The 19,734-nt window shown below is 63.7% G+C and carries 24 protein-coding genes; 9 read left to right on the plus strand and 15 right to left on the minus strand.

Annotated elements, in window-relative coordinates:
* Positions 1–21: 21 nt before the first annotated feature.
* Complete coding sequence (locus GM909_RS14185) at positions 22–387, minus strand: VOC family protein (RefSeq protein ID WP_157017044.1); 366 nt, start codon at positions 385–387, stop codon at positions 22–24.
* Between the two features lie 240 nt (positions 388–627).
* Between GM909_RS14185 and GM909_RS14190 the strand changes: the two genes are divergently transcribed.
* On the plus strand, positions 628–1,287 hold the full coding sequence (locus GM909_RS14190; RefSeq protein WP_157017045.1) for a TetR/AcrR family transcriptional regulator: 660 nt from the start codon (positions 628–630) through the stop codon (positions 1,285–1,287).
* A 119-nt stretch (positions 1,288–1,406) separates the two neighbouring features.
* Here the strand turns inward: GM909_RS14190 and GM909_RS14195 are convergent, their stop codons facing one another.
* The 4 genes from GM909_RS14195 to GM909_RS14210 all read right to left on the minus strand — a co-directional run bounded on the left by GM909_RS14195 (position 1,407) and on the right by GM909_RS14210 (position 4,448).
* Complete coding sequence (locus GM909_RS14195) at positions 1,407–2,312, minus strand: autotransporter outer membrane beta-barrel domain-containing protein (RefSeq protein ID WP_157017046.1); 906 nt, start codon at positions 2,310–2,312, stop codon at positions 1,407–1,409.
* A 34-nt stretch (positions 2,313–2,346) separates the two neighbouring features.
* A complete protein-coding gene (locus GM909_RS14200; protein ID WP_157017047.1) occupies positions 2,347–2,733 on the minus strand; it encodes a hypothetical protein in 387 nt (128 codons plus the stop codon).
* Positions 2,734–2,903: 170 nt separating this feature from the next.
* Positions 2,904–3,785, minus strand: coding sequence for a helix-turn-helix domain-containing protein (locus GM909_RS14205; protein WP_198174248.1), 882 nt, complete (start codon positions 3,783–3,785; stop codon positions 2,904–2,906).
* A gap of 252 nt (positions 3,786–4,037) precedes the next feature.
* Positions 4,038–4,448, minus strand: a complete 411-nt coding sequence (locus GM909_RS14210) for a MarR family winged helix-turn-helix transcriptional regulator (RefSeq protein WP_235911896.1) — start codon at positions 4,446–4,448, stop codon at positions 4,038–4,040.
* 158 nt (positions 4,449–4,606) lie between these two features.
* Here GM909_RS14210 and GM909_RS14215 point away from each other — a divergent pair, with 158 nt between their 5' ends.
* Genes GM909_RS14215 through GM909_RS14225 form a run of 3 tightly spaced genes read left to right on the plus strand, consistent with a single transcriptional unit; the run spans position 4,607 to position 9,337 of the window.
* Positions 4,607–6,382 carry an N-acetylglutaminylglutamine amidotransferase gene (locus tag GM909_RS14215; RefSeq protein ID WP_157017050.1) on the plus strand — a complete coding sequence of 592 codons (1,776 nt, stop codon included), beginning with the start codon at positions 4,607–4,609 and terminating at the stop codon, positions 6,380–6,382.
* Positions 6,383–6,386: 4 nt separating this feature from the next.
* On the plus strand, positions 6,387–8,207 hold the full coding sequence (gene ngg / locus GM909_RS14220; protein ID WP_157017051.1) for an N-acetylglutaminylglutamine synthetase: 1,821 nt from the start codon (positions 6,387–6,389) through the stop codon (positions 8,205–8,207).
* Entirely contained in the window at positions 8,204–9,337 is a 1,134-nt protein-coding gene (locus tag GM909_RS14225; protein ID WP_157017052.1) for an osmoprotectant NAGGN system M42 family peptidase, read from the plus strand. Before ngg ends, GM909_RS14225 begins: the two co-directional genes overlap by 4 nt.
* A 25-nt stretch (positions 9,338–9,362) precedes the next feature.
* Here the strand turns inward: GM909_RS14225 and GM909_RS14230 are convergent, their stop codons facing one another.
* From GM909_RS14230 to GM909_RS14255, 6 genes are all read right to left on the minus strand, one after another.
* Positions 9,363–10,043 carry an RES family NAD+ phosphorylase gene (locus GM909_RS14230; protein ID WP_328600460.1) on the minus strand — a complete coding sequence of 227 codons (681 nt, stop codon included), beginning with the start codon at positions 10,041–10,043 and terminating at the stop codon, positions 9,363–9,365.
* Positions 10,040–10,456 carry an antitoxin Xre-like helix-turn-helix domain-containing protein gene (locus tag GM909_RS14235; protein WP_157017053.1) on the minus strand — a complete coding sequence of 139 codons (417 nt, stop codon included), beginning with the start codon at positions 10,454–10,456 and terminating at the stop codon, positions 10,040–10,042. The genes GM909_RS14230 and GM909_RS14235 overlap by 4 nt, the downstream gene beginning before the upstream one ends.
* A 72-nt stretch (positions 10,457–10,528) precedes the next feature.
* Positions 10,529–11,932 carry an ATP-binding protein gene (locus tag GM909_RS14240; RefSeq protein ID WP_157017054.1) on the minus strand — a complete coding sequence of 468 codons (1,404 nt, stop codon included), beginning with the start codon at positions 11,930–11,932 and terminating at the stop codon, positions 10,529–10,531.
* Between the two features lie 208 nt (positions 11,933–12,140).
* On the minus strand, positions 12,141–12,845 hold the full coding sequence (locus GM909_RS14245; protein ID WP_157017055.1) for a response regulator: 705 nt from the start codon (positions 12,843–12,845) through the stop codon (positions 12,141–12,143).
* The gene (locus GM909_RS14250; RefSeq protein ID WP_157017056.1) at positions 12,838–13,380 is read right to left on the minus strand and encodes a MarR family winged helix-turn-helix transcriptional regulator; all 543 of its coding nucleotides are present in this window, start codon (positions 13,378–13,380) and stop codon (positions 12,838–12,840) included. The genes GM909_RS14245 and GM909_RS14250 overlap by 8 nt, the downstream gene beginning before the upstream one ends.
* Before the next feature lie 26 nt (positions 13,381–13,406).
* Positions 13,407–13,622 carry a hypothetical protein gene (locus tag GM909_RS14255; RefSeq protein WP_157017057.1) on the minus strand — a complete coding sequence of 72 codons (216 nt, stop codon included), beginning with the start codon at positions 13,620–13,622 and terminating at the stop codon, positions 13,407–13,409.
* Between GM909_RS14255 and GM909_RS14260 the strand changes: the two genes are divergently transcribed.
* The 3 genes from GM909_RS14260 (at position 13,621) to GM909_RS14270 (ending at position 15,861) form a co-directional block, all read left to right on the plus strand.
* Positions 13,621–14,514 carry a branched-chain amino acid aminotransferase gene (locus GM909_RS14260; RefSeq protein WP_157017058.1) on the plus strand — a complete coding sequence of 298 codons (894 nt, stop codon included), beginning with the start codon at positions 13,621–13,623 and terminating at the stop codon, positions 14,512–14,514. The genes GM909_RS14255 and GM909_RS14260 overlap by 2 nt on opposite strands.
* A gap of 282 nt (positions 14,515–14,796) precedes the next feature.
* Positions 14,797–15,090, plus strand: a complete 294-nt coding sequence (locus GM909_RS14265) for a hypothetical protein (RefSeq protein WP_157017059.1) — start codon at positions 14,797–14,799, stop codon at positions 15,088–15,090.
* Between the two features lie 129 nt (positions 15,091–15,219).
* Positions 15,220–15,861, plus strand: coding sequence for an MBL fold metallo-hydrolase (locus GM909_RS14270; protein WP_157017060.1), 642 nt, complete (start codon positions 15,220–15,222; stop codon positions 15,859–15,861).
* Positions 15,862–16,019: 158 nt separating this feature from the next.
* Here GM909_RS14270 and GM909_RS26495 read toward each other — a convergent pair whose 3' ends face one another.
* Both GM909_RS26495 and GM909_RS14280 read right to left on the minus strand, forming a co-directional pair.
* The gene (locus tag GM909_RS26495; protein ID WP_407941300.1) at positions 16,020–16,256 is read right to left on the minus strand and encodes a BA14K family protein; all 237 of its coding nucleotides are present in this window, start codon (positions 16,254–16,256) and stop codon (positions 16,020–16,022) included.
* 424 nt (positions 16,257–16,680) lie between these two features.
* Positions 16,681–16,896, minus strand: a complete 216-nt coding sequence (locus GM909_RS14280; RefSeq protein WP_157017062.1) for a cold-shock protein — start codon at positions 16,894–16,896, stop codon at positions 16,681–16,683.
* 597 nt (positions 16,897–17,493) lie between these two features.
* Here GM909_RS14280 and GM909_RS14285 point away from each other — a divergent pair.
* Positions 17,494–17,715, plus strand: coding sequence for a hypothetical protein (locus tag GM909_RS14285; protein WP_157017063.1), 222 nt, complete (start codon positions 17,494–17,496; stop codon positions 17,713–17,715).
* A 183-nt stretch (positions 17,716–17,898) separates the two neighbouring features.
* Entirely contained in the window at positions 17,899–18,243 is a 345-nt protein-coding gene (gene clpS / locus GM909_RS14290; RefSeq protein WP_157017064.1) for an ATP-dependent Clp protease adapter ClpS, read from the plus strand.
* Positions 18,244–18,293: 50 nt separating this feature from the next.
* On the opposite strand, the gene GM909_RS14295 is transcribed toward clpS, so the two are convergent.
* Positions 18,294–18,728: a VOC family protein gene (locus GM909_RS14295; protein ID WP_157017065.1), complete on the minus strand. Its 435-nt coding sequence runs from the start codon at positions 18,726–18,728 to the stop codon at positions 18,294–18,296.
* A 135-nt stretch (positions 18,729–18,863) separates the two neighbouring features.
* Positions 18,864–19,280, minus strand: a complete 417-nt coding sequence (locus tag GM909_RS14300) for a hypothetical protein (protein WP_157017066.1) — start codon at positions 19,278–19,280, stop codon at positions 18,864–18,866.
* Positions 19,281–19,734: the final 454 nt, after the last annotated feature.

Here is a 19,734-nt window from a genome sequence, read left to right on the forward strand (position 1 = left end):
GCGGCCGATTTCGGCACGGCGTCAGGCGCTGCCGAGCACCATGCGATTGCCTTCGCTGTCGCGGAACTCGGCGAAGGTCCGGCCCGGTTGCCACGGCGCGTCCTGCGGCTCGGTGACGATCTCCACGCCTTCCGCGCGCAGGCGCTCGACCGTGCCGGCGACATCGTCGTCGACCAGAACCAGCACCGGGCCGGCCGACGGTTTGTCGTCATCGCGGCGGACGAAATGCAGGTTGGTCCGGGCGCCGGCAAGGCGCATCTCGACCCAGCGCCATCCATCGGCGCCCATGGGGGCATCCGAGGCGACCTCGCAGCCCAGATGTTCGGCATAAAAGGCCTTGGCGCGGTCCTGGTCGAAGACGGGCAGTTCGGCGAACTGGATGTGCATGGCGGTCTCCCGGAATGGAATGGCGATCTAGGGCAGAACTGGACGGTCCAGTTCCAAGCTTGCGAAAAACTAGACGGTCCAGTACTAGAGTGTCAACAGGCATTCGAAACGAGAGCATGTGCCGCTCATTCGGGATCGTTTGAGCGAAAGGCACGTGCTCCAACATAGTGATATGGCGTGCATATCTTTGCTTCAACGTTTCCGTTTGAAGCGAATGCGGGCCAGGGACATGCGGGCTGGATGAGGCCGATGGAAACCGACGACAATCAGGCCGGGGAAGCGGAAACGGGCCGTTCGGCGCGCAAGCACAAGGCGATCCTTGAAGCGGCCACCGAGGCCTTCTTGAGGAACGGCTATCTCGGCGCCAATATGGACGAGATCGCCACCCTTTCCGGCGTGTCGAAGCAGACCGTCTACAAGCACTTTTCCAGCAAGGAGGCGCTGTTTGTCGAAATCGTGACAAGCATGACCGGAAGGGCGGGCGACGCCGTTCACGCCGAGATGCCACATGTCGAGGGTGTCGAGGCGCTCAGGCGCTATCTCGTCGACTATGCCTGGCGCCAACTCACCGTCGTCATGACGCCGCGGCTGATGCAATTGCGCCGGCTGGTGATCGCCGAGGTGCCGCGCTTTCCGGACCTCGCCAGGGTGCTCTACGAGCGCGGACCCTTGCGCGCCATGACGATGCTGGCCGCCGCCTTCGAGCGGCTGGCTGCGCGCGATCTGCTCGTCCTCGACGACCCGATGGCCGCCGCCTCGCATTTCAACTGGCTGGTGATGGCCGAGCCGATCAACCGGGCGATGCTTTTGGGCGACGAAGCAATCCCGTCACCCGAAGCGTTGCGCCAACATGCCGAGCGGGGCGTCAGGGTGTTCCTGGCCGCCTACGGCGCGCCGTGAGCATCATCCTCTTGGGGGTCGAGCCGGGCCGCGAACCGGTCACGCGCTCGACCTGACCGCATCCCGCTGCCCGTCGAGGCAGGGGATGCGGCGGCGCCCGCCCTGTTGCAGGGCCCGCCTTATTGCAGGAATGCGTAGCTCATGCCCAACCGGAAACTGGTTGAGTCGTAGTTGCTGTCGAACAGGACGTGGTTCACAGAGCCGTAGATGCTGGTTCCGTTGCCGAAATCATATGAGGCGCCTGCCTCGACCGTCACAGTTGCGTCGCTCGGGGCCGGCACGTTCGGGAACGTGTCTTCGTCGAGCGTGTAGTTGAACATCGCCATGCCCGAGACAGAGAACGCCTCCGTGACGTCGAAGGACAGCGTCGCTGGCAGGTGGACCGAGGTGCTTTCGGTGCTGGCCGTCGGCGGAACGTTCAGGTCGTAGTTGAACGCACCATGGCTGTATCTGAGGTACGGCCTCAGCTCGAGGTCGAGCCTTTCCGTCAGCGGCTTTGTGATCGAGACAAAGCCGCTGAAACCGTAGGCGTCCGAATCCTCATGGTTGACGTCGAAGCCGTTGTAGATCGACTGCCCGGATATGTCCTCGTAATAGAAGGCACCGCCAATGGCGACGTTGGGCAAGATCGGCTTTGCGACGTAGAATGATATGCCCCGGGCAATCTTGTCCGTGTCGATGGTCGCAAAGGGCGAACTGCCGTCGTCGCTGGCATCGGTATAGGAAAGCGCAAGGCCGAAGAGCCAGGGGCCGGGCGTTATGAAATCCGCGCCGACGAGAACGCGCTGTCCGCGGTAGTCGACAACGTCGCTGAGCCCGCTGTCGGATTTCGAGGTGCCGTACTGGTACTCGGTGTAGACGCGGATCGGGGCAAGCAGGACCGGATTGCCGTCTGCGTCCGTGATCGACATGCTTTCCGGATGGATCTTTGCCGGGTCTTGCTCGGCCAGCGCACTACCCGGCCCGATGAATGCTGCCGCCGTTGCGATGCCGAACGTGGCGATGACGCCATTCCTAATGTTCATCTTAATCCCCCATCCGTGGCGAAAACATCAAATGTCAAGATACCGGACGAATTCCGGTGGCTGGATTGCCAATTGGCCTCAGATTTAAAGTAGCTGTTGTAATTCCCCAGTCCCCTTTGACAGAATTGCCTGGTATGTAGATCTTCTTCAAAATTTCGTCGAACCTGGCATCTGTATCTGATATTTCCGTGCCGTTGATGTATATATCAAGTGTACTGCGAGCGATTGTTCTCTCATTTCTCCCGACGGGTATATTTCTTCGAATAATTTTTACTTCATCAGTTGTTCCATCTTCATTTGGAATGGAGTAATTATACGCAAGGCGGAAGTCCAGGGTGGCACATCCACCCATCTCGCCCACGCAGCCCGCCAACACCGCAAACACCATGAAAATCAGCGCGGTTCGCAGCCGTCCCCTCATTTGTCCCATCCCCAATTGCCTCCAGTCGCAAATATTTCAATTGGAGGAGGCATACACGAACAGGGCTTTGCAGGGTGTCTCAATTCAGTGCAGATTGTCTCAAATCGCCTGAAAAGCAGCTTTTTCCTGTGCCGTTAACGCGGATCGAGGCGCGATCGGTGCTGGAAGCGTCAGCGATACGAATCGGCTTCTGGTGCCCGGAGTTCGCGATAAGCGGACGGCGGCATTCCGGCAAAGTCCCGGAAGGCGCGGGCAAATGCCGATGCACTGGCGAACCCGCAGGAATGGGCGATCTGTTCGATCGACGGATTCGCGGACGAGGCCAGCAGCGTACAGGCCGCTTGCAGCCGGGCAAGGCGAATGGTTTCGCCCACCCGTTCGTCCCGTTCAGCAAAGGCCCTGTTGAGATGCGCGCGCGAGCAGCCGACGGCATGGGCGACCCGGGCAGTGGTAAGCGTGCTGTCGCCAAGGTGAAGCTGGATATAGCGGCAAGTGGCGGCATAAAGGGCTTCGGTGGGACCTTGGCGCAAGGAATGCCCGTTGCGAACCAGTTCTTGTGCAAGAGTTTCCAGGGCGAGATCGACGCCGCATCGGACCGCCGCCGCCACGCCATGCGCATTCAGCCGCTGTCCTTCCTTCGCGGTCATCAGGAGATGTGATTTCAGGAGTTCTGCGACACCGCTGGACGGCAAGCTCAATAATCCGTCGCGCAACATATCTGCGCTATCATTGAGAACCCCGATGACCTTCGCTCGTGGAATGGTCAGATAGAGATGTTTGTATCGCTTGGTAGCCGTTGTTAGTGGCCGCGTTGAATCGAGCGCGAGGAAGCCGTTGTCGGGTGAAACAACGCGCGCTGCATCGCTGCCTTGCGTGAGTTCCGCCGAGCCAGAGAGAGGAAGGCTGAATAGAACGAACTCGCGATCGGGCTTTGCAAAACGGACAACCACGTCATCGCCGGAGGCCATACCGAAGGTCGAACCGTCCGGCGCGGCGTAGTGCAGCAATTCAGCCCTGAAATCCTTGCGCGTATCCCTTTCGACCACATCCATGTCGATGTTCGGGTGCAGCGCACGCCAATAGTCAAAGCGCCGATCGGGGCGTTCGGCGAGGGTTGAGATATGCTGAAGCCCTGCTTCTGGTCCGTGACGCCGCGATTGGAGTGCTGGTGGCCGTGGATTGGATGCCCGCATCTTGTGTCCCCCCGATCAATGTCCCGTCTGAATGCCCTTTCGTCAACAGGTGCGGCGGTCCGGCGCCCCGAAAACGGCGCATGTGGTCGAAATCACCTGCGCCCCGCAGGCTCACCCGCGGCTCATCATCTCTGCGAGTTCGGTGAGTCCGTCGAGCATGGCGCGGCGGCGGCCTTGCGGAAGGCCCATGAAGCGGTCGGCGAATTCTGTGCCGAAGACGCCCGGTGCATTGGCAACCATGCCGCGGCCCTTTTCGGTCAGGCGCGTGTAGACGACGCGGCGGTCGATGGTCGAGCGGTAGCGGTCGACAATGCCGCGTTGTTCCAGCTTTTCCAGTATGGTGACGACAGTGGCCGGGCTCAGATCGGCATAGCTGGAAAGTGCATTCGTCGTCACCTCGCCGAGTTCGGTCACGCCGGTCAGCATCACGAGTTGTGGCGTCGTCAGCCCGCTGGCACGCGCCAGCGCCTTCGACTGCAGGTCATTGGCGCGCACGATGCGGCGGATTGCCTTCAGCAGCATCCGCAACTCCGCTTCATGGAACTTTTCGCCTCGCGGCGCGTTGGCTGTGTCTTCACCGAGCATGATGGCTGCGTGTCTTTAATTTGACTTCTAATGATTAGAGTTATAATAGATCGCGCGAATTTGCAACTTCACAATGGAGGTTTGGACGCGCGCCGATGTGCGGCATTTGTGGTGAGATAAGGTTCGACGGCGGAACGCCTTCCGCAACAGCAATTTCCAACATGACGGACGCGATGGCGCGGCGAGGGCCCGATGCGTCGGGTCTGGTCACCCACGGCAATGCCGGTTTCGGGCACCGACGGCTGAAGATCATCGACCTGTCGGAAAAGGCGCAGCAGCCCATGGTCGATTCCGGTCTCGGCCTGACCATCGCCTTCAACGGCTGCATCTACAATTATCCCGAACTGCGCCGTGAATTGGAAGGCGAGGGCTATACCTTCTTCTCGCATGGCGACACGGAAGTGATCCTGAAGGCGTGGCGCGCCTGGGGCGAGGCCTGCGTGGAGCGTTTCCACGGCATGTTCGCCTTCGTCATCCAGGAGCGCGACAGCGGCCGCATCGTCATGGCGCGTGATCGCTTCGGCATCAAGCCGCTCTACCTGGCCGAAAACGGCAAGACGTTGCGTTTTGCCTCGGCACTTCCCGCACTTTTGAAATCGGGCGGCGTGGACACGTCGATCGATCCGGTGGCGCTGCATCACTATATGAGCTTTCACGCCGTGGTGCCGCCGCCGCGCACGATCCTCAAGGGTGTCAAGAAGCTGCCGCCGGCGACCATCCGCGTGATCGAACCAGACGGCACGTCGAAGGAACGCATCTACTGGAATCCGCCCTTTGCCCGCGATCCCGCCGACAGCAAGCTGACCTCGGCCGATTGGCGCGACCGCGTCATGGAGGCGCTGCGCCTCGCGGTGAAGCGGCGCATGGTGGCTGACGTGCCGGTCGGCGTTCTCCTGTCGGGCGGTGTCGATTCCAGCCTCATCGTCGGCCTTCTGGCCGAGGCCGGCCAGACCGGGCTGATGAGTTTTTCTGTCGGCTTCGAGGAGGCCAATGGCGAAAAGGGCGACGAGTTCGTCTATTCCGACCTGATCGCCAAGACGTTCGGCACCGACCATCACAAGATCTTCGTGCCCTCCGATCGGCTGATGGATGCGCTGCCGGGCACCTTCGCGGCGATGTCGGAGCCCATGGTCTCCTATGACAATGTCGGCTTCTATCTGCTCTCCCAGGAGGTTTCCAGGCACATCAAGGTCGTCCAGTCGGGGCAGGGGGCCGACGAGATCTTCGGTGGCTATCACTGGTATCCGCCGCTGATGAACTCCAACGACGTGGTCGGCGACTATGCGCGCGTCTTCTTCGACCGCTCGCACGAGACGCTGAAGACCCAGCTCGGCGAAGCCTGGACGGACGATGTCGACTACAGCCGCGAACTGGTCGCAGAGCATCTCATGCGGCCCGGCGCCGACACGGCCGTCGACCGTGCGCTGAGACTCGATTCAAAAGCCATGCTGGTCGACGATCCGGTCAAGCGGGTCGACAACATGACGATGGCCTGGGGCCTGGAGGCGCGGGTTCCCTTTCTCGATCACGAGCTGGTCGAGCTTGCCGCGCGCATTCCGCCGGAAGAGAAGCTTCGCGACGGCGGCAAGGGCGTGCTCAAGGATGTCGCGCGCCAGGTCGTGCCGGCAGAGGTGATCGACCGCAAGAAGGGCTATTTTCCGGTGCCGCAGCTCAAATATGTCGACGGTCCCTATCTCGACATGGTGCGCGGCGCGCTGACCTCGCAGAAGGCGCGCGAGCGCGGCCTGTTCCGCCAGGAGTGGCTGGAACAGCTGTTCGAAGCCCCGAGCGAGCACATCACGCCGCTGCGCGGATCGGAGCTCTGGCAGGCCGGGCTCCTGGAGCTGTGGCTGCAGACGCACGGGATTTGAGGTGATGGCGAAGGAACGCACGAGCGAGCAGCGGGCGCATGCCGGCCGCACCGACAAGGCGCTCGGCTACCGGTTGAAGCGGCTGCGCAGCGAAAGCATGAAGCCGCCGATCACCCATGTCGAAGACGGGGAAAGCGAAATGCGTTCCTCCGTCGCGATCGATTGCGGCTGGGGGCGCGTGCTTTTCGCCCAGACCTTTCCCGACAACCATTCGCTGGTCGAGGCGCTGGCACGCGAAGGCGAGGACCGCCGCGACATCGCGTTTTATGTGCGCGACCCGCACGTGCTTTTGACGCTTGCGCCACAGGAGACCTTCCTCGACCCCTCGCACACCTATCGCCTGGACCTGTCGACCTACCGGCCGGGCCGGCGCAGGACCAAGAGCTATTTCATCCGCCGGTTGACCTCGGAAATCGACGCTGAAGCGGTCAACAACATCTATGCCGCGCGCGGCATGGTGAGCGTGCGTCCGGAATTCTTCTGGGCCAATCGCGACAGCCGCTCCATCACCTATTTCGTCGCCGAGGACACCACGAGCGGCGACGTCATCGGAACGGTGACGGGCATCGACCATCAGCGCCTGTTCAACGATCCCGAGCGCGGCGCGTCGCTGTGGTGCCTGGCGGTCGATCCGCAATCGCGCCATCCTGGCATCGGCGAGATGCTGGTCAGGCGCCTGGCCGAGCACTTCCAGGCACGCGGCGCGGCCTTTCTCGACCTGTCCGTCATGCACGACAACGAGCAGGCCATCGCGCTTTACGAGAAGCTCGGCTTTCGGCGCGTGCCGATCTTTGCCGTCAAGCGCAAGAACTCGATCAACGAGAAGCTCTTTGCCGGCCAGGTGGATGGCTATGACGCGCTCAATCCCTATGCCCGCATCATCGTTGACGAGGCGCGCCGGCGCGGCGTGCAGGTCGAGGTCACCGACGCCGAGGGCGGCTTTTTCCGCCTCGTCTATGGCGGGCGCGCGGTGCATTGCCGCGAAAGCCTGTCGGAAATGACGTCGGGCGTCGCGGTCTCGATCTGCGACGACAAGGCCGTGACCCGGCGTGTCGTGGAGCGGGCCGGGCTGACCGTGCCCGAACAGGTCGATGCCGACGACGCGGCGGCCGTCGCCGCATTGCTCGAAAAGCACGGCAGCCTGGTGGTCAAGCCGGCGCGCGGCGAGCAGGGTCGCGGGGTGTCGGTCGGCCTGTCGCGCAAGGACGATGTCGACAGCGCCATCGCCGGGGCGCGCAGCGTCTGCGACCGGGTGTTGATCGAATCCTGCTTCGCGGGCGAGGATCTGCGCCTCATCGTCATCGACTACAAGCTCGTCGCCGCCGCCGTGCGCCGGCCGCCGCGCGTGGTGGGCAACGGCCAGGACAACATCCGCACTCTGATCGAGAGCCAGTCGCGCCGGCGCGCCGCGGCAACGGCTGGCGAAAGCACCATCCCCATCGACGACGAGACCCTGCGCTGCCTGGCAGGGCAATCCTGCACGCTAGAGACGGTACCTGACACCGGGCGCGAGATCGTCGTGCGCAAGACGGCCAACCTGCATACGGGCGGCTCCATCCACGATGTCACGGGCATCGTACATCCGCGTCTCGTCGACGCGGCCTGCCGGGCGGCGCGCGCGATCAAGATCCCGGTGGTCGGCGTCGACTTCATGGTCAAGGCGCCGACCGAGCCCGACTATGTCTTCATCGAAGCCAATGAGCGGCCGGGTCTCGCCAACCATGAGCCGCAGCCGACGGCGGAGCGCTTCATCGATTTGCTTTTCCCGCATTCCATGCCCGACGCATTGCAATGGGACGGAATGCGGGCCAGAACAGATGAATGACGAAACCGCGCATCGACACCGATTATCTGACGGACCAACTCAAGGCGCTTCTTTCGATCGACAGCCCGACCGGCTACACCGACACGGTCGTGCGCCACTGCACGAGCGAACTCGAGCGGCTCGGCATGGACGTGGAACTGACGCGCCGCGGTGCGATCCGCGCCGTGCGCCAGGGGAGCCGGCGCGCCGGCGCCCGCGCCATCGTCACGCATCTCGACACGCTCGGCGCGCAGGTCAAGAACGTCAAGGAAAACGGCCGGCTGGAAATCGTTCCGGTGGGCCACTGGTCGGCCCGCTTCGCCGAAGGCGCGCGCGCCAACATTTATGCCGACAGCGGCAGCTTCCGCGGCACCATCTTGCCGTTGAAGGCGTCTGGCCACACCTACAACAACGCGGTCGATACCCAGCCCGTCGGCTGGCCGCATGTCGAGCTGCGCATCGACGCGCTGACGCGCACGCGCGACGAAACCCTGGCGCTGGGCATTGATGTGGGCGACATGGTTGCGATCGATCCGCAGCCCGAATTCCTCGATTCGGGCTTCATCGTGTCGCGCCATCTGGACGACAAGGCGGGCGTGGCGATCGCCCTTGCCGCGCTCGAGGCGACGGAGCGCGAAGGGCTGCGCACCCCGGTCGACGTCCATTGGCTGTTCACCATTTCCGAGGAGGTCGGCGTCGGCGCGGCTTCGATCGTTGCGCCCGAGGTTGCCTCCATGGTGACGATCGACAACGGCACGACGGCGCCCGGCCAGAACTCGTCGGAATTCGGCGTCACCATCGCCATGGCCGACCAGACGGGGCCTTTCGACTATCATCTGACGCGCAAGCTGGTCGACCTGTGCCGGGAAAATCATATTGGATTCCAGAAGGATGTGTTCCGTTTCTACCGTTCCGATTCAGCTTCGGCGGTAGAGGCCGGCCACGACATCCGCACGGCCCTGGTGGCCTTCGGCGTCGATGCTTCGCACGGCTATGAGCGCATTCACCTCGACGCCTTGCGATCGGCCGCCGAACTGGTGGCGATCTATGTCGCAAGCCCGCTCGAGATAAAGCGCGACACCAAGGAAATCTCCGATGTCGAGGGCTTTACCGAGCAGCCAACGACGGTCCAGGAACCGTCCGATGCGTGAGTGAGACGCAATCGGTTGTCACCGCTCAGTCCGTCGTCACCGTGTATTCGGGGCTGCCGTCCCAGATGAGCTTCCAGCGCGCGCCGGGGCGCACATTTTGCACCGTATGCGGCTCGAAGGCGACGAGGCAGGTGCCGCCCGCGCGGCGCACGGACGGGTAGATGAGCCCGCGCGCGCCGTCTTCGCGCAATGCCCGGGCGAGGGCCTGGCCTTCCGGGTAGGCCATGGCCGGGTCGGCGCCGAGACAGGCAATCGGCTTCGCGGCGGGTCTCAGGTCGTGGAAGTCGCCGATGAAGCCGGCCAGCAATGACTGGTAGATCGCTTCGTCATGGAAGCGCCCGATGCGGGTCAGTTCGCGGCTGCGATGATAGCCCACCTCGGCAATCGCGGTCAGTTCCTCGAAGGCGCAGTACCAGGCGCCGCGCTCGCCGCCGTTGAAGCGGTTGCCCTCCGCGCGCGTATAGGCAAAGGCGGCGTTGATATAGGTGTGGCCCCAGGCGCGGAAGATCATTTCGCGCGCATCGAGCGCACCGACGCCGCTCGTTTCGGCGCGCAGGCGGCGGCTGGTCAGCCCCTCGATTTCGGCAAGTATGTCGAGCTCTTCGTCCGTGTCGACAAGCGGCCTGAGCACCGGCGGCTTGAAATAGGCGGTCGAGATCAGACGCATGGTGGCAGGCTCGGCAATCGCTGTCAGCGGCAGCTTCACGCGCCGCCCCTGAGCGCGTCCACATAGTCCCGTGTCTCCAGAATTGCCGGCAGGCCGCCGTCGATCATCCGGTCGAGCGGGCGGCGGTTGGCGAACAGGGGCCCGCTATTGGGCAGGCCGACCCATTCATCGGCCAGGCGGTCGCTGAAATAGAGGTGCAGCCCCTTGTAGAGGCCGGTCAGGCCGCTCAGGCGCATGAGCTGGTCGCGCGTCAGAAGGCCGGCCCAGGAACCGGATTTCATGCGCGCCCAGGTGCGCGCGGAAACATCGGCGAGGCGGGCCGCCTCATCATTGCGCAGCGTCCATGCCTCGGCCACGCGCAGGAAAGCCTTGACCGCGACGGCGGACATCTCCGGGCGGTTGTGCCGGCCGTGCGCCGGAGAATGGTCGCGGGCGGATTGAACAACCTGCATCACAGAAGCTCCTTGTGCCACATGACATAAGATAATACGTCATATGGCATACGGCAAGGGATGGCGGTTCCTTCAGGCCGGCACGCGCACGACGGCGCGCAACCCGCCGAGCGGGCTGTCGTCGAGCGTCACGTCGCCGCCATGGCTGCGCGCGATGTCGCGGGCGATCGACAGGCCGAGCCCCGTGCCGCTGGAATCCTGGTTGCGCGCCGCGTCGAGCCGCACGAAAGGCCGGAAGACGGCCTCGCGGTTTTCCAGCGGTATGCCGGGTCCGTCGTCATCGATCGTGATGATCAGCGCGCCGGGCGAATGGATCGCCGCGACCTCGACGGTCTTGGCGTGTCGGAAGGCGTTGCTGACCAGATTCGCCACCAGTCGGGTGAACGCGGTGGGGCGCACATGCACCTCCGCGTCGCCCGTAAGCCGTGCCGTCAGATGGCGCTTGCGCAGCTTGGCCTCCTCGCGCAGCTTGTCGAGCAGGGCCGACAGGTCGAGCTTGCCGGTGTCTTCCAGCGCCTCGCCGCGCGCGAAGGACAAATAGCCTTCGAGCATCGACTGCATGTCCTCGATGTCCTGGTTGAGCGGCTCGATGTCGGCCTTGCCGGCGGCAAGCGCAAGCTGCAGCTTGAAGCGGGTGAGGATGGTGCGCAGGTCGTGGCTGACGCCGGTGAGCATGGCAGTGCGCTGCTCGATCTGGCGCTCGATGCGCTCGCGCATCTGCAGGAAGGCGAGCCCTGCCCGACGTACCTCTTCGGCCCCGCGCGGACGGAAATCCTCCGGCGTCGGGCGTCCTTTGCCGAAGCTCTCGGCGGCTTCTGCAAGTTGCTGGATCGGCCGGATCTGGTTGCGCAGGAACAAGACGGCGATGGTCAGCAGCACCAGCGACGTGCCCACCATCCACAACAGGAAGATATGCGTGTTCGAGGCATAGGCCTGGCTGCGCCGGGCGAACACCCGCAGCACCTTGTCCTCCAGCTGAATGCGGATTTCGACGACGTTGGAGTTGCCGACCGTGTCGATCCAGAACGGCCGGTTGATCTGGCGGGTGATCTCGGCGCTCAGGATCTGGTCGAGGATCGAGAAGAAGGGTTTGGGCCCGGGCGCGGGCAGGGGGTCGGGCGGCATGATGTCGACCTTGAGCGACAGGCGATCCTGGGCGATGCGGATGGCATTGGCGGTGCCTTCCTCGCCGGGATAGGTCTCGATCAAGTCGATGATGGCGGCGATGTCGCGCGTCACCGCGGTCGACAGGCGCTGCGTCACGGTCTGCCAGTGGCGTTCCATGAAGACGAAGGCGACTACCGACTGCAGGAGGATCATCGGCGCGATCACGATGATCAGCGAGCGCTGATAGAGCCGCTTCGGCATAAAGCGCGAGACGCGCCGCCAGAATTTGCGCCAGACGACCGCAACAATGCCCGCGCGCCGCGCGAGGCGCGTGCCCAGGCTCATGCTTTCGGAATCTGTCGTCGCCATCGGTTCTTCCCGCCGGTTTCCGAGGCGCAAAGCGCTCCCCCCAAGGACGCAGAGCAATTGCATTCGGGCCATGCCTGCCGGCTCCACCGGCCCCCGAGCCTTTGACCCTTCCCTTCCTCGGAGGGAGGGAAGGGGATTTGCGCGAAGACTCGCTGTCCCTTATGCGGCTGCCCTGTCCGGGAAGACACTCGGCCCTGCCCGCGACAGTCTATTCCACGCTCAGTCGATATCCAACACCGCGCACCGTCTGCAGCCACATCGGATTGGCCGGGTCGCGTTCGATCTTGCGCCGCAAGCGGTTGATCTGGACGTCGATCGTGCGTTCGCCGACATCGGAATCGTTGCTGACGAGTTCGTGCCTGGGAATCGTCTCGCCCGGCCGCTCGGCGAAGATGGAGAGGATCTCCTGCTCGCGGTCGGTGAGCTTGATCGTCTGACCGGCATTGCGCAGTTCGCGCTTGGCGATCTGGAAGGTGTAGGGACCGAAGACGATCTGCTCGACCTTCGGCGTTGTCGGTGGTCCCCCGCGGCGCAATATGTTGTTGACCCGCAGGATCAGTTCGCGCGGATCGAACGGTTTTGGCAGGTAGTCGTCGGCGCCGGCTTCGAGGCCGGTGATGCGGCTGTCGGTCTCCGACAGGGCCGTCAGCATGAGGATGGGAACGTCCCTTTCTTCGCGCAGGGCACGGGTCAGGTCGACACCGTTTTCGCCCGGCATCATCACGTCGAGCACGATCATGTCGAAGTCGAGGCCGGCCAGGCGCCGGCGTGCCTCGGCCGCCGTGCCGGCGATGGTGACACGGAAGCCATTGGCCGTGAGAAACTGGTTCAGCAGCGTTCGGATCCGGGTGTCGTCGTCGACCACCAGAAGATGCGGGGCATCATCGTCGGGCGCCACCATCTCGTCAGCCATGTTCTTGTTCTCCGCGGTGATTGACCGAGGCGGCACCCGGCAAGTTGTCGATCTGCGTCCTCAGCTCGGGATTTACCATTGCCTTGAGAAAACGTTCTATCACGCTTCTCTCGGCAACTCCCGCCTCCTCCAGTGCCGCACGGATGCGGCGCGACTGTGGCGAAGCCAGAGCCAGGATCAGGGCGCGTCCCTTGGCGGTGGGGTAGAGTTCGCGCTGGCGCCTGTCGCGCAGCCCGTGCAACTGCACGATGTGGCCGCTGTCGATGAGCTGCTTGAGCACGCGCGCCAGGCTTTGCTTGGTGATCTGCAAAACTTCGAGCAGTTCCGCGACGTTAAGGCCCGGCATCCTGTTGACGAAATGCAGCACCCGATGGTGGGCGCGGCCGAATCCGTCATCGGCCAGGATCTGGTCGGGGTCGGAGGTGAAATCCCGATAGGCGAAGAACAGCAACTCGATGATGTCGAGATTGACGCTGTCGTCACGGGTGAGCGGGCTGCGGATCGGAACCTGATCTGCCTCGGCATTTTTCGACATTGGATTACATTCGACTCCGGAATATGTCAGCCATATTGACTTATATTCGGCCGGCTGGTAATTTTTGGCAAGCTTTTCGACAGATTGTGAACAAAAAGGCAAGCGTGAGCCGCTCTACGGTTCGATCCTTCTTTTGCGTTTTCGTCGCCGATCAGCAAAACTGCAATGACGCCGCGTGCTTCAAGCGCGGAAAAAAGACTACCAACGAGAAGCGGGCAGGGCGCCCGCAGGAGGTTTCGCATGGCATCCGTTCCCTTCGATCAGCTTGACGGCTTCATTTGGATGAACGGGGAGTTCGTAAAGTGGGCCGACGCCAAGATCCACGTGCTGACGCATGGCCTGCACTATGCGAGCGCCGTGTTTGAAGGCGAACGGGCTTACGGAGGCGAGATATTCAAGCTTACCGAGCACACAGAGCGCCTGCATGAATCGGCGCGCATTCTCGGTTTTACCATTCCCTATTCGGTGGCTGAAATCGAAGATGCATGCCGCACCCTGCTCAAGAAGCAGGGGTTCGCCGATGCTTATGTGCGTCCGATCGCCTGGCGCGGATCGGAAATGATGGGCGTTTCGGCGCAGCATAACCGCATCAATTGCGCGATCGCCATCTGGCAGTGGCCGAGCTATTTCGATCCCGAGCAGAAGCGCAAGGGCATCCGGCTGGACATCGCCGAGTATCGTCGCCCCGATCCGCGCACCGCGCCGTCGCGCTCCAAGGCGGCGGGGCTCTACATGATCTGCACCCTTTCCAAGCACGCGGCCGAGGCCAAGGGCTATGCCGACGCCCTGATGCTCGACTGGCGCGGGCAGGTTGCCGAGGCAACCGGTGCCAACATCTTCTTCGTCAAGGACGGCGTGCTTCACACGCCGACGCCCGACTGCTTCCTCGACGGCATCACGCGGCGCACCGTGATCGACCTGGCGCGCCGCCGCGGCTATGAAATCGTGGAGCGGGCGATCATGCCGGAGGAACTTGCCGGCTTCGACGAATGCTTCCTGACCGGCACGGCGGCCGAGGTGACACCGGTGTCGGAGGTCGGTCCTTACCGTTTCGATGTCGGCGAGACGTCGCTCACGCTGATGAACGACTATGTGGCGGAGGTGCGGCCCAGGCACGCTGTCGCCGCCGAATAGCCGAGCCGCGTGCGGCTGGAGCGGGCCGGTTCGCAGCGACGCTTCGCTGCGAACGTTCCGGGTCGCTCCACAAGGGATTGCACGCCTGCAGGCGCGCAACCCTATTTGACATTTGTCTAATTTGGGATTTGGATTGGATTGCCCGGCGATTCGGCCGGTCCGGCCTGCGTGCCGGCCGCAAATCGGCACTGATTTGCGGACAACCGGTGCGCGGATTCAAAGTGTTGGAGTGTCCGTTGTGCGCCTGAACGGGCATACGGCGCTCCAGGGAGAGGAAGTCCCATGGAAGCACTTGTCCCCCTTATCATTCAGCTCGTTACGGGTGCGATCGGCGGTCATGCCGTTGGCGCAGCATTCAAGCAGGCGGCCATGAGCGCCGTGATGAAGACGATTTCCGGCGCCATCGGCGGTGTGGGTGGTGGCGCCATACTGGCCTCGTTGCTTGGTGGCGGTGATCCCGCAGCGGCGGCCGGCGCGATGAGCGGTGTGCTTGGCGATGCAGTCGGCGGTGTCGCCGGTGGCGGTATCCTCACCGCAATCGTCGGCGCGGTGATGGGCGCGATGAAGAAGAGCTGAGCCCGCTCCGCATACAGAGATCCCAAGAAGGGCGGCCACGGCCGCCCTTCTGATTCAGCGACCAACGGTCTCCACGGTGGACCTCACCGGTCAATTCGTCCTATCTGGGCGAAATTCAGGGAGACGATAATGGGTCAGCTCAATGCCGGGATCATTCCCGTCACGCCATTCCAGCAGAACTGCGCCATTCTGTTCGACACCGACAGCAAGCGGGGCGTCGTCGTCGATCCGGGCGGCGAGGTGGAGCGGATCCGGGCCGCCATCGAGGAAAACGCCTTCGACATCGAGGCGATCTGGCTGACCCATGGCCATATCGACCATGCCGGTGGCGCGATGGAGCTGAAGGAGGCGCTCGGCGTCGACATCATCGGACCGCATGCCGATGACAAGCGGCTTCTCGATGGGCTGGAAGAGCAGGCGCGCATGTTCGGTCTGCCGGGTGCGGTGCGCAACTGCACGCCGGACCGCTTCCTCGACGAAGGCGAGACCGTCTCGTTCGGCGCACATGTGTTCGAGGTTCTGCACTGCCCGGGCCATGCACCCGGCCATGTCGTCTTCTATAATCGCGAGGCGTCGTTCGCCCATGTCGGCGACGTGCTCTTCCACGGCTCGATCGGGCGCACCGACCTGCCGGGCGGCGATCACGAGGCGCTGATCCGCTCGATCAAGGAAAAGCTGCTGCCGCTCGGCGACGATGTCGGCTTCATCTGCGGCCATGGGCCGGGCGGACGGTTCGGCGAGGAGCGGCGCACGAATCCGTTTCTGCGATAGAACATGTCCCGCTCAAACGGAATCGTTTGAGCGAAAGGTACATGTTCCAACATGTTGATCTGGCGCGCATATCTTTGCTTCAAACGTTTCTGTTTTGAGCAGGGACGGCGGGCCCAGTTTGCCCGCCGCGCCGTAGTATTTCAAAAGCTGCTGCGGTCCTATCGGGCGGCGCAGAAATGGTCGCGGCCGTCATAGCCGCGGAAGGTGCCGGTGCTCGGGTTGAAGCTGCGATAACGGTCTTCGCAATAGCGGTACCATCCGGGACTCCACGGCTCCAGGCCGCGGTCGGCATAGACGACATGGGGCCGTCGATAGGCCGGGCGCGGCGCAGGCGGGTAGTAGTTGCGCTCGCGATAGACCGGCTGCGCGTTGCCGCTATTGGCCGCGCCGGCCACCAATGCGCCGACGGCAAGGCCAACCACGCCGGCCGCGATCATCTCGCCGGTCCGGTTCTTCTCGACATAATGTTGGTGATGGCGCGGGCGATGATGATCGCGCCAGCGGCGATCCCCGGCACTGGCTTCCATGATCGGAAGCATGATGGTGGCTGCGGTCGCGCCGGCCAGAACAATGGTCTTGAATAGGCGGTTCATTTCATTCTCCTCTTACTCGCACCGGTTGGCTGCGGCGCGAACGGGTATGCAAGGTCAAATAGGAGAATGGGGCTGAATGCAGGCTGAACGGGCCGTTCAGCGTCAATTTCATATTGCGCACTGTCACAATCGGCGCGCCTGAAAACAAAAAATCCGCGCGGCGGGCGCGCGGAGCGGAATGTTCGACGCCCACCGGAAAAGCGATGGGGCAATGCGCTCTAAGGGCTCAGCCCAGCGTCAGGTTGACGGCCTTGGGACCCTTGCCGCGCTTGTCGGGTTCGGTGTCGAAGGACACCGCCTGTCCATCTTCCAATCCAGGAAGGCCGGAAGCCTGCACGGCAGAGATGTGGACGAAGACGTCCCTGCTGCCGCCGTCGGGCGTGATGAAGCCAAAGCCTTTGGCGTGGTTGAAGAATTTTACCGTTCCGGTCTGCTCGCCCATATGAAACTCCTTGGTCACCGGTCAGTTGCAGTCATGCGGAGCCGGACTCCGCGTTCACTCGGCCGTTCATCGGGGGAGAAGAAACAGTTGGACCGTTGCCCGGGGCCTCGCAATACCCTCTCTCTCATGGTCCACACCCGGTGCTGAACTGCGCTACTTTCCGGGGGCAGGCTATTCCAGTCTCCGGGCCGGCAAATGCCCGAACCTGAAAATTGTCGTATATTTTCCCAAGTGGGGCAAGGTCTTTTTCGGCTGTGACAGAGCCTTGCCGGCGCCCATGCCGCCGCAATTCGGCCGGTCCTGGCGCGCCCGGCGCTAAAAGACAACTTGCTAACATACCGCAACGGAAGGGCTACCATGCTCCATGCGGTTTGTAACGGCATGCAACAATTATTGAATAATTGGGGCTACGCTTTTTGAAGAATGCGGCGCTCAATATGATGTCGGTCGGAGCCGGACGTGGAACGGGAGTTGCGTCACCGACCGGCCGAACGCCGTGGGTCCTCCGGACGCGTCAAGGACGTTCAAAGACCGTGGATCGGCGCATCGCGGATTTCGATTTCGACTTTCGGGGCGATGTGCGAGGAGGAATGCGCAATGACAGGCGCAGAAGGCCGGCAACAGCCCCTGGCCGGGCGGGCTGGCGCGGGCGACCGTGAAATCCGGCAGGTCGTGGATGCGCTGTGCGCCGAACTCGGTGTCTCGGCGCGGGCCAAGGAGCGGCGCGCGGCAATCGAAAGCCGCGTGACGCAGGCCTATCTCAAGGGACGGCGGCAGCCGCTCGACCTTGTGCATGCCGGGCTCGAAGGGCACGCGTGATTTTCCGCTCACGGCCGAGCGCTCACTTTGTTCGCTGGCCTCCGCGGGGGCGCCGGACGACCGGCGGCCTACTGTCGTAGGCTTGATTTCGCTCACGGCCGTGCGTCGGCATCCGCCCTCATCGCCTGGCTCGATGCGCCGGCCGGACTTTTCGTCGTCACGATCGCGTCCTATCATCGGCCCATGCGCTTGGGACCATCGGACAAGGGCCGGGTGCGCCTGGCCGGGGATACCGTCGTCAAGCCGCGCGCCAAAGTGCGGCGCAAGGTCGAGCGGCCGCGCCTGCACAAGGTCATCCTGGTCAATGACGATTTCACGCCGCGCGAATTCGTCGTCAAGGTGCTGAAGGCGGAGTTCCGCGTCACTCAGGACCAGGCCTACGCCATCATGATCACTGCCCACCGGCGCGGCGTGTGCGTCGTCGCCGTCTATGCCCGGGACATCGCCGAGACCAAGGCGACGCGCGCCACCGATGCGGGCCGGGCGGCGGGCTACCCGCTCCTGTTCACCACCGAACCGGAGGAGTGAGCCGCCGGTTTGCGGGGCGGGCCAACCCGTCCCGCGTCCGGGGTGCCGGCCTATTTCTTCACCGGTGCATTCATCGCCCATTCGACGCCGAACGGGTCGCGCAGCGAGCCCCAGCGGTCGCCCCAGAACATCACCTGCAGCGGCATGATCACCTCGCAGCCGGCGTCCACCGCGCGCTTCCACCACGCGTCGACCTCGTCGGCGCCGAGATGGAGCTGCATCGTGCAGGCCTGCACCGCCTTCGCCGGATGGCCGTGCTCGGGGTAGAAATCGCCGAGCATCAGGCTCGAGCCGTTGACGTAGAGGTGAATGTGCATGGTGCGGCCCTTTTCGTCGGGCGGCACGACATAGGCCTCCTCGGCGGCGAAGGCGCGCGTGTAGAATTCGGCCGCCTTCGCCGCGCCGTCGATGCCGAGATAGGGCGTGAGCCCGCCCTTGACGGGCGGCATTGGCGCGAAGTCTGTCTGGGCTGTCGGTTCGTTCATCGTGGTCCTCCATGGCCATGGTTGCGGAATGATGAGGTTCAATTCCGTCCAAATGACGAAGCGGGAGCGGCCGGGCCGACACGCGGCGGGAATTTTTTCCGCGCAGCGATGCAATCTGTTGCCCGGCAGGCCATGTCATCGGCCGGCGTCCGGCCACGCCGGCTCGCCGGAAAAGAAGGCCGCGGCCATCGCCTCGTTGCGCTTCGCCTCGCAGGCCCAGCCGAGCGCCAGGGCGAGGAAGGCGGTCGTCAGGCTGTGCACCTGTGTCTCGTCCCAAAGCTCGGCGCAACCGTCGGGGCCGTCGCGCTCCGGCCCGCCCTGGCATTGGCCGGTGCGCCGGCAGCGCCGGTCGGGGCAGCGTTTCTGCAAGCCGGCCTCGGCGGCGAGATAGCGGTACATTGCCATCATCTGCTCGCGCGGCCAGGGCGGCGGATCGAATGGCGCGATTATTTCCACGCCGCCGGACGCCGGCACGCTCTTTGCCGCCCTGGCGAGCGCGCGCAGCATGTCGTCGAGATTGGGATCGTGGGCCGTGCCGGCCGTCTTCGCCATGGTTGATCTCCTTCGGTGGGGTGATTGCCTTCGCCTGAGCGTGATCTTCGCCGAGCACCTGCATTTCGCCGATCACCGGCGTGCGGCATTCTCGCCACGCCCGGATTTTCCGTCTGGCCGTTGGTCCCCGGGCCGGGGCCGGGAAGCGGGGCGCGGCCGGTCTCCGCAGAGCGCGCGGGCGCTGTTGAAACGTCGATAACGAGGACCGGGCCGTGCTCGACGATGATCTTCCAATGGGTCCCGGATAGCCCTTCGGGCTTCCGGGATGACGATTGAGGGGGTGGCTTCCGGAATGACGATGGAGATTATAGTGGCCCGGCCGGCCGCTCTTTTTCGGGTCGCGGGTGCGCTGGCGTTCACAACGCCCGTCATCCCGGCCGAGCGGAGCGAGAGCCGGGATCCATTGAGAGGCGCGGCCGGTCTCCGCAGAGGGCGCGGGCGCTGTTGAAACGTT

The sequence above is a fragment of the Mesorhizobium xinjiangense genome, from assembly GCF_009749525.1.
GTDB lineage: Bacteria > Pseudomonadota > Alphaproteobacteria > Rhizobiales > Rhizobiaceae > Mangrovimarina > Mangrovimarina xinjiangensis.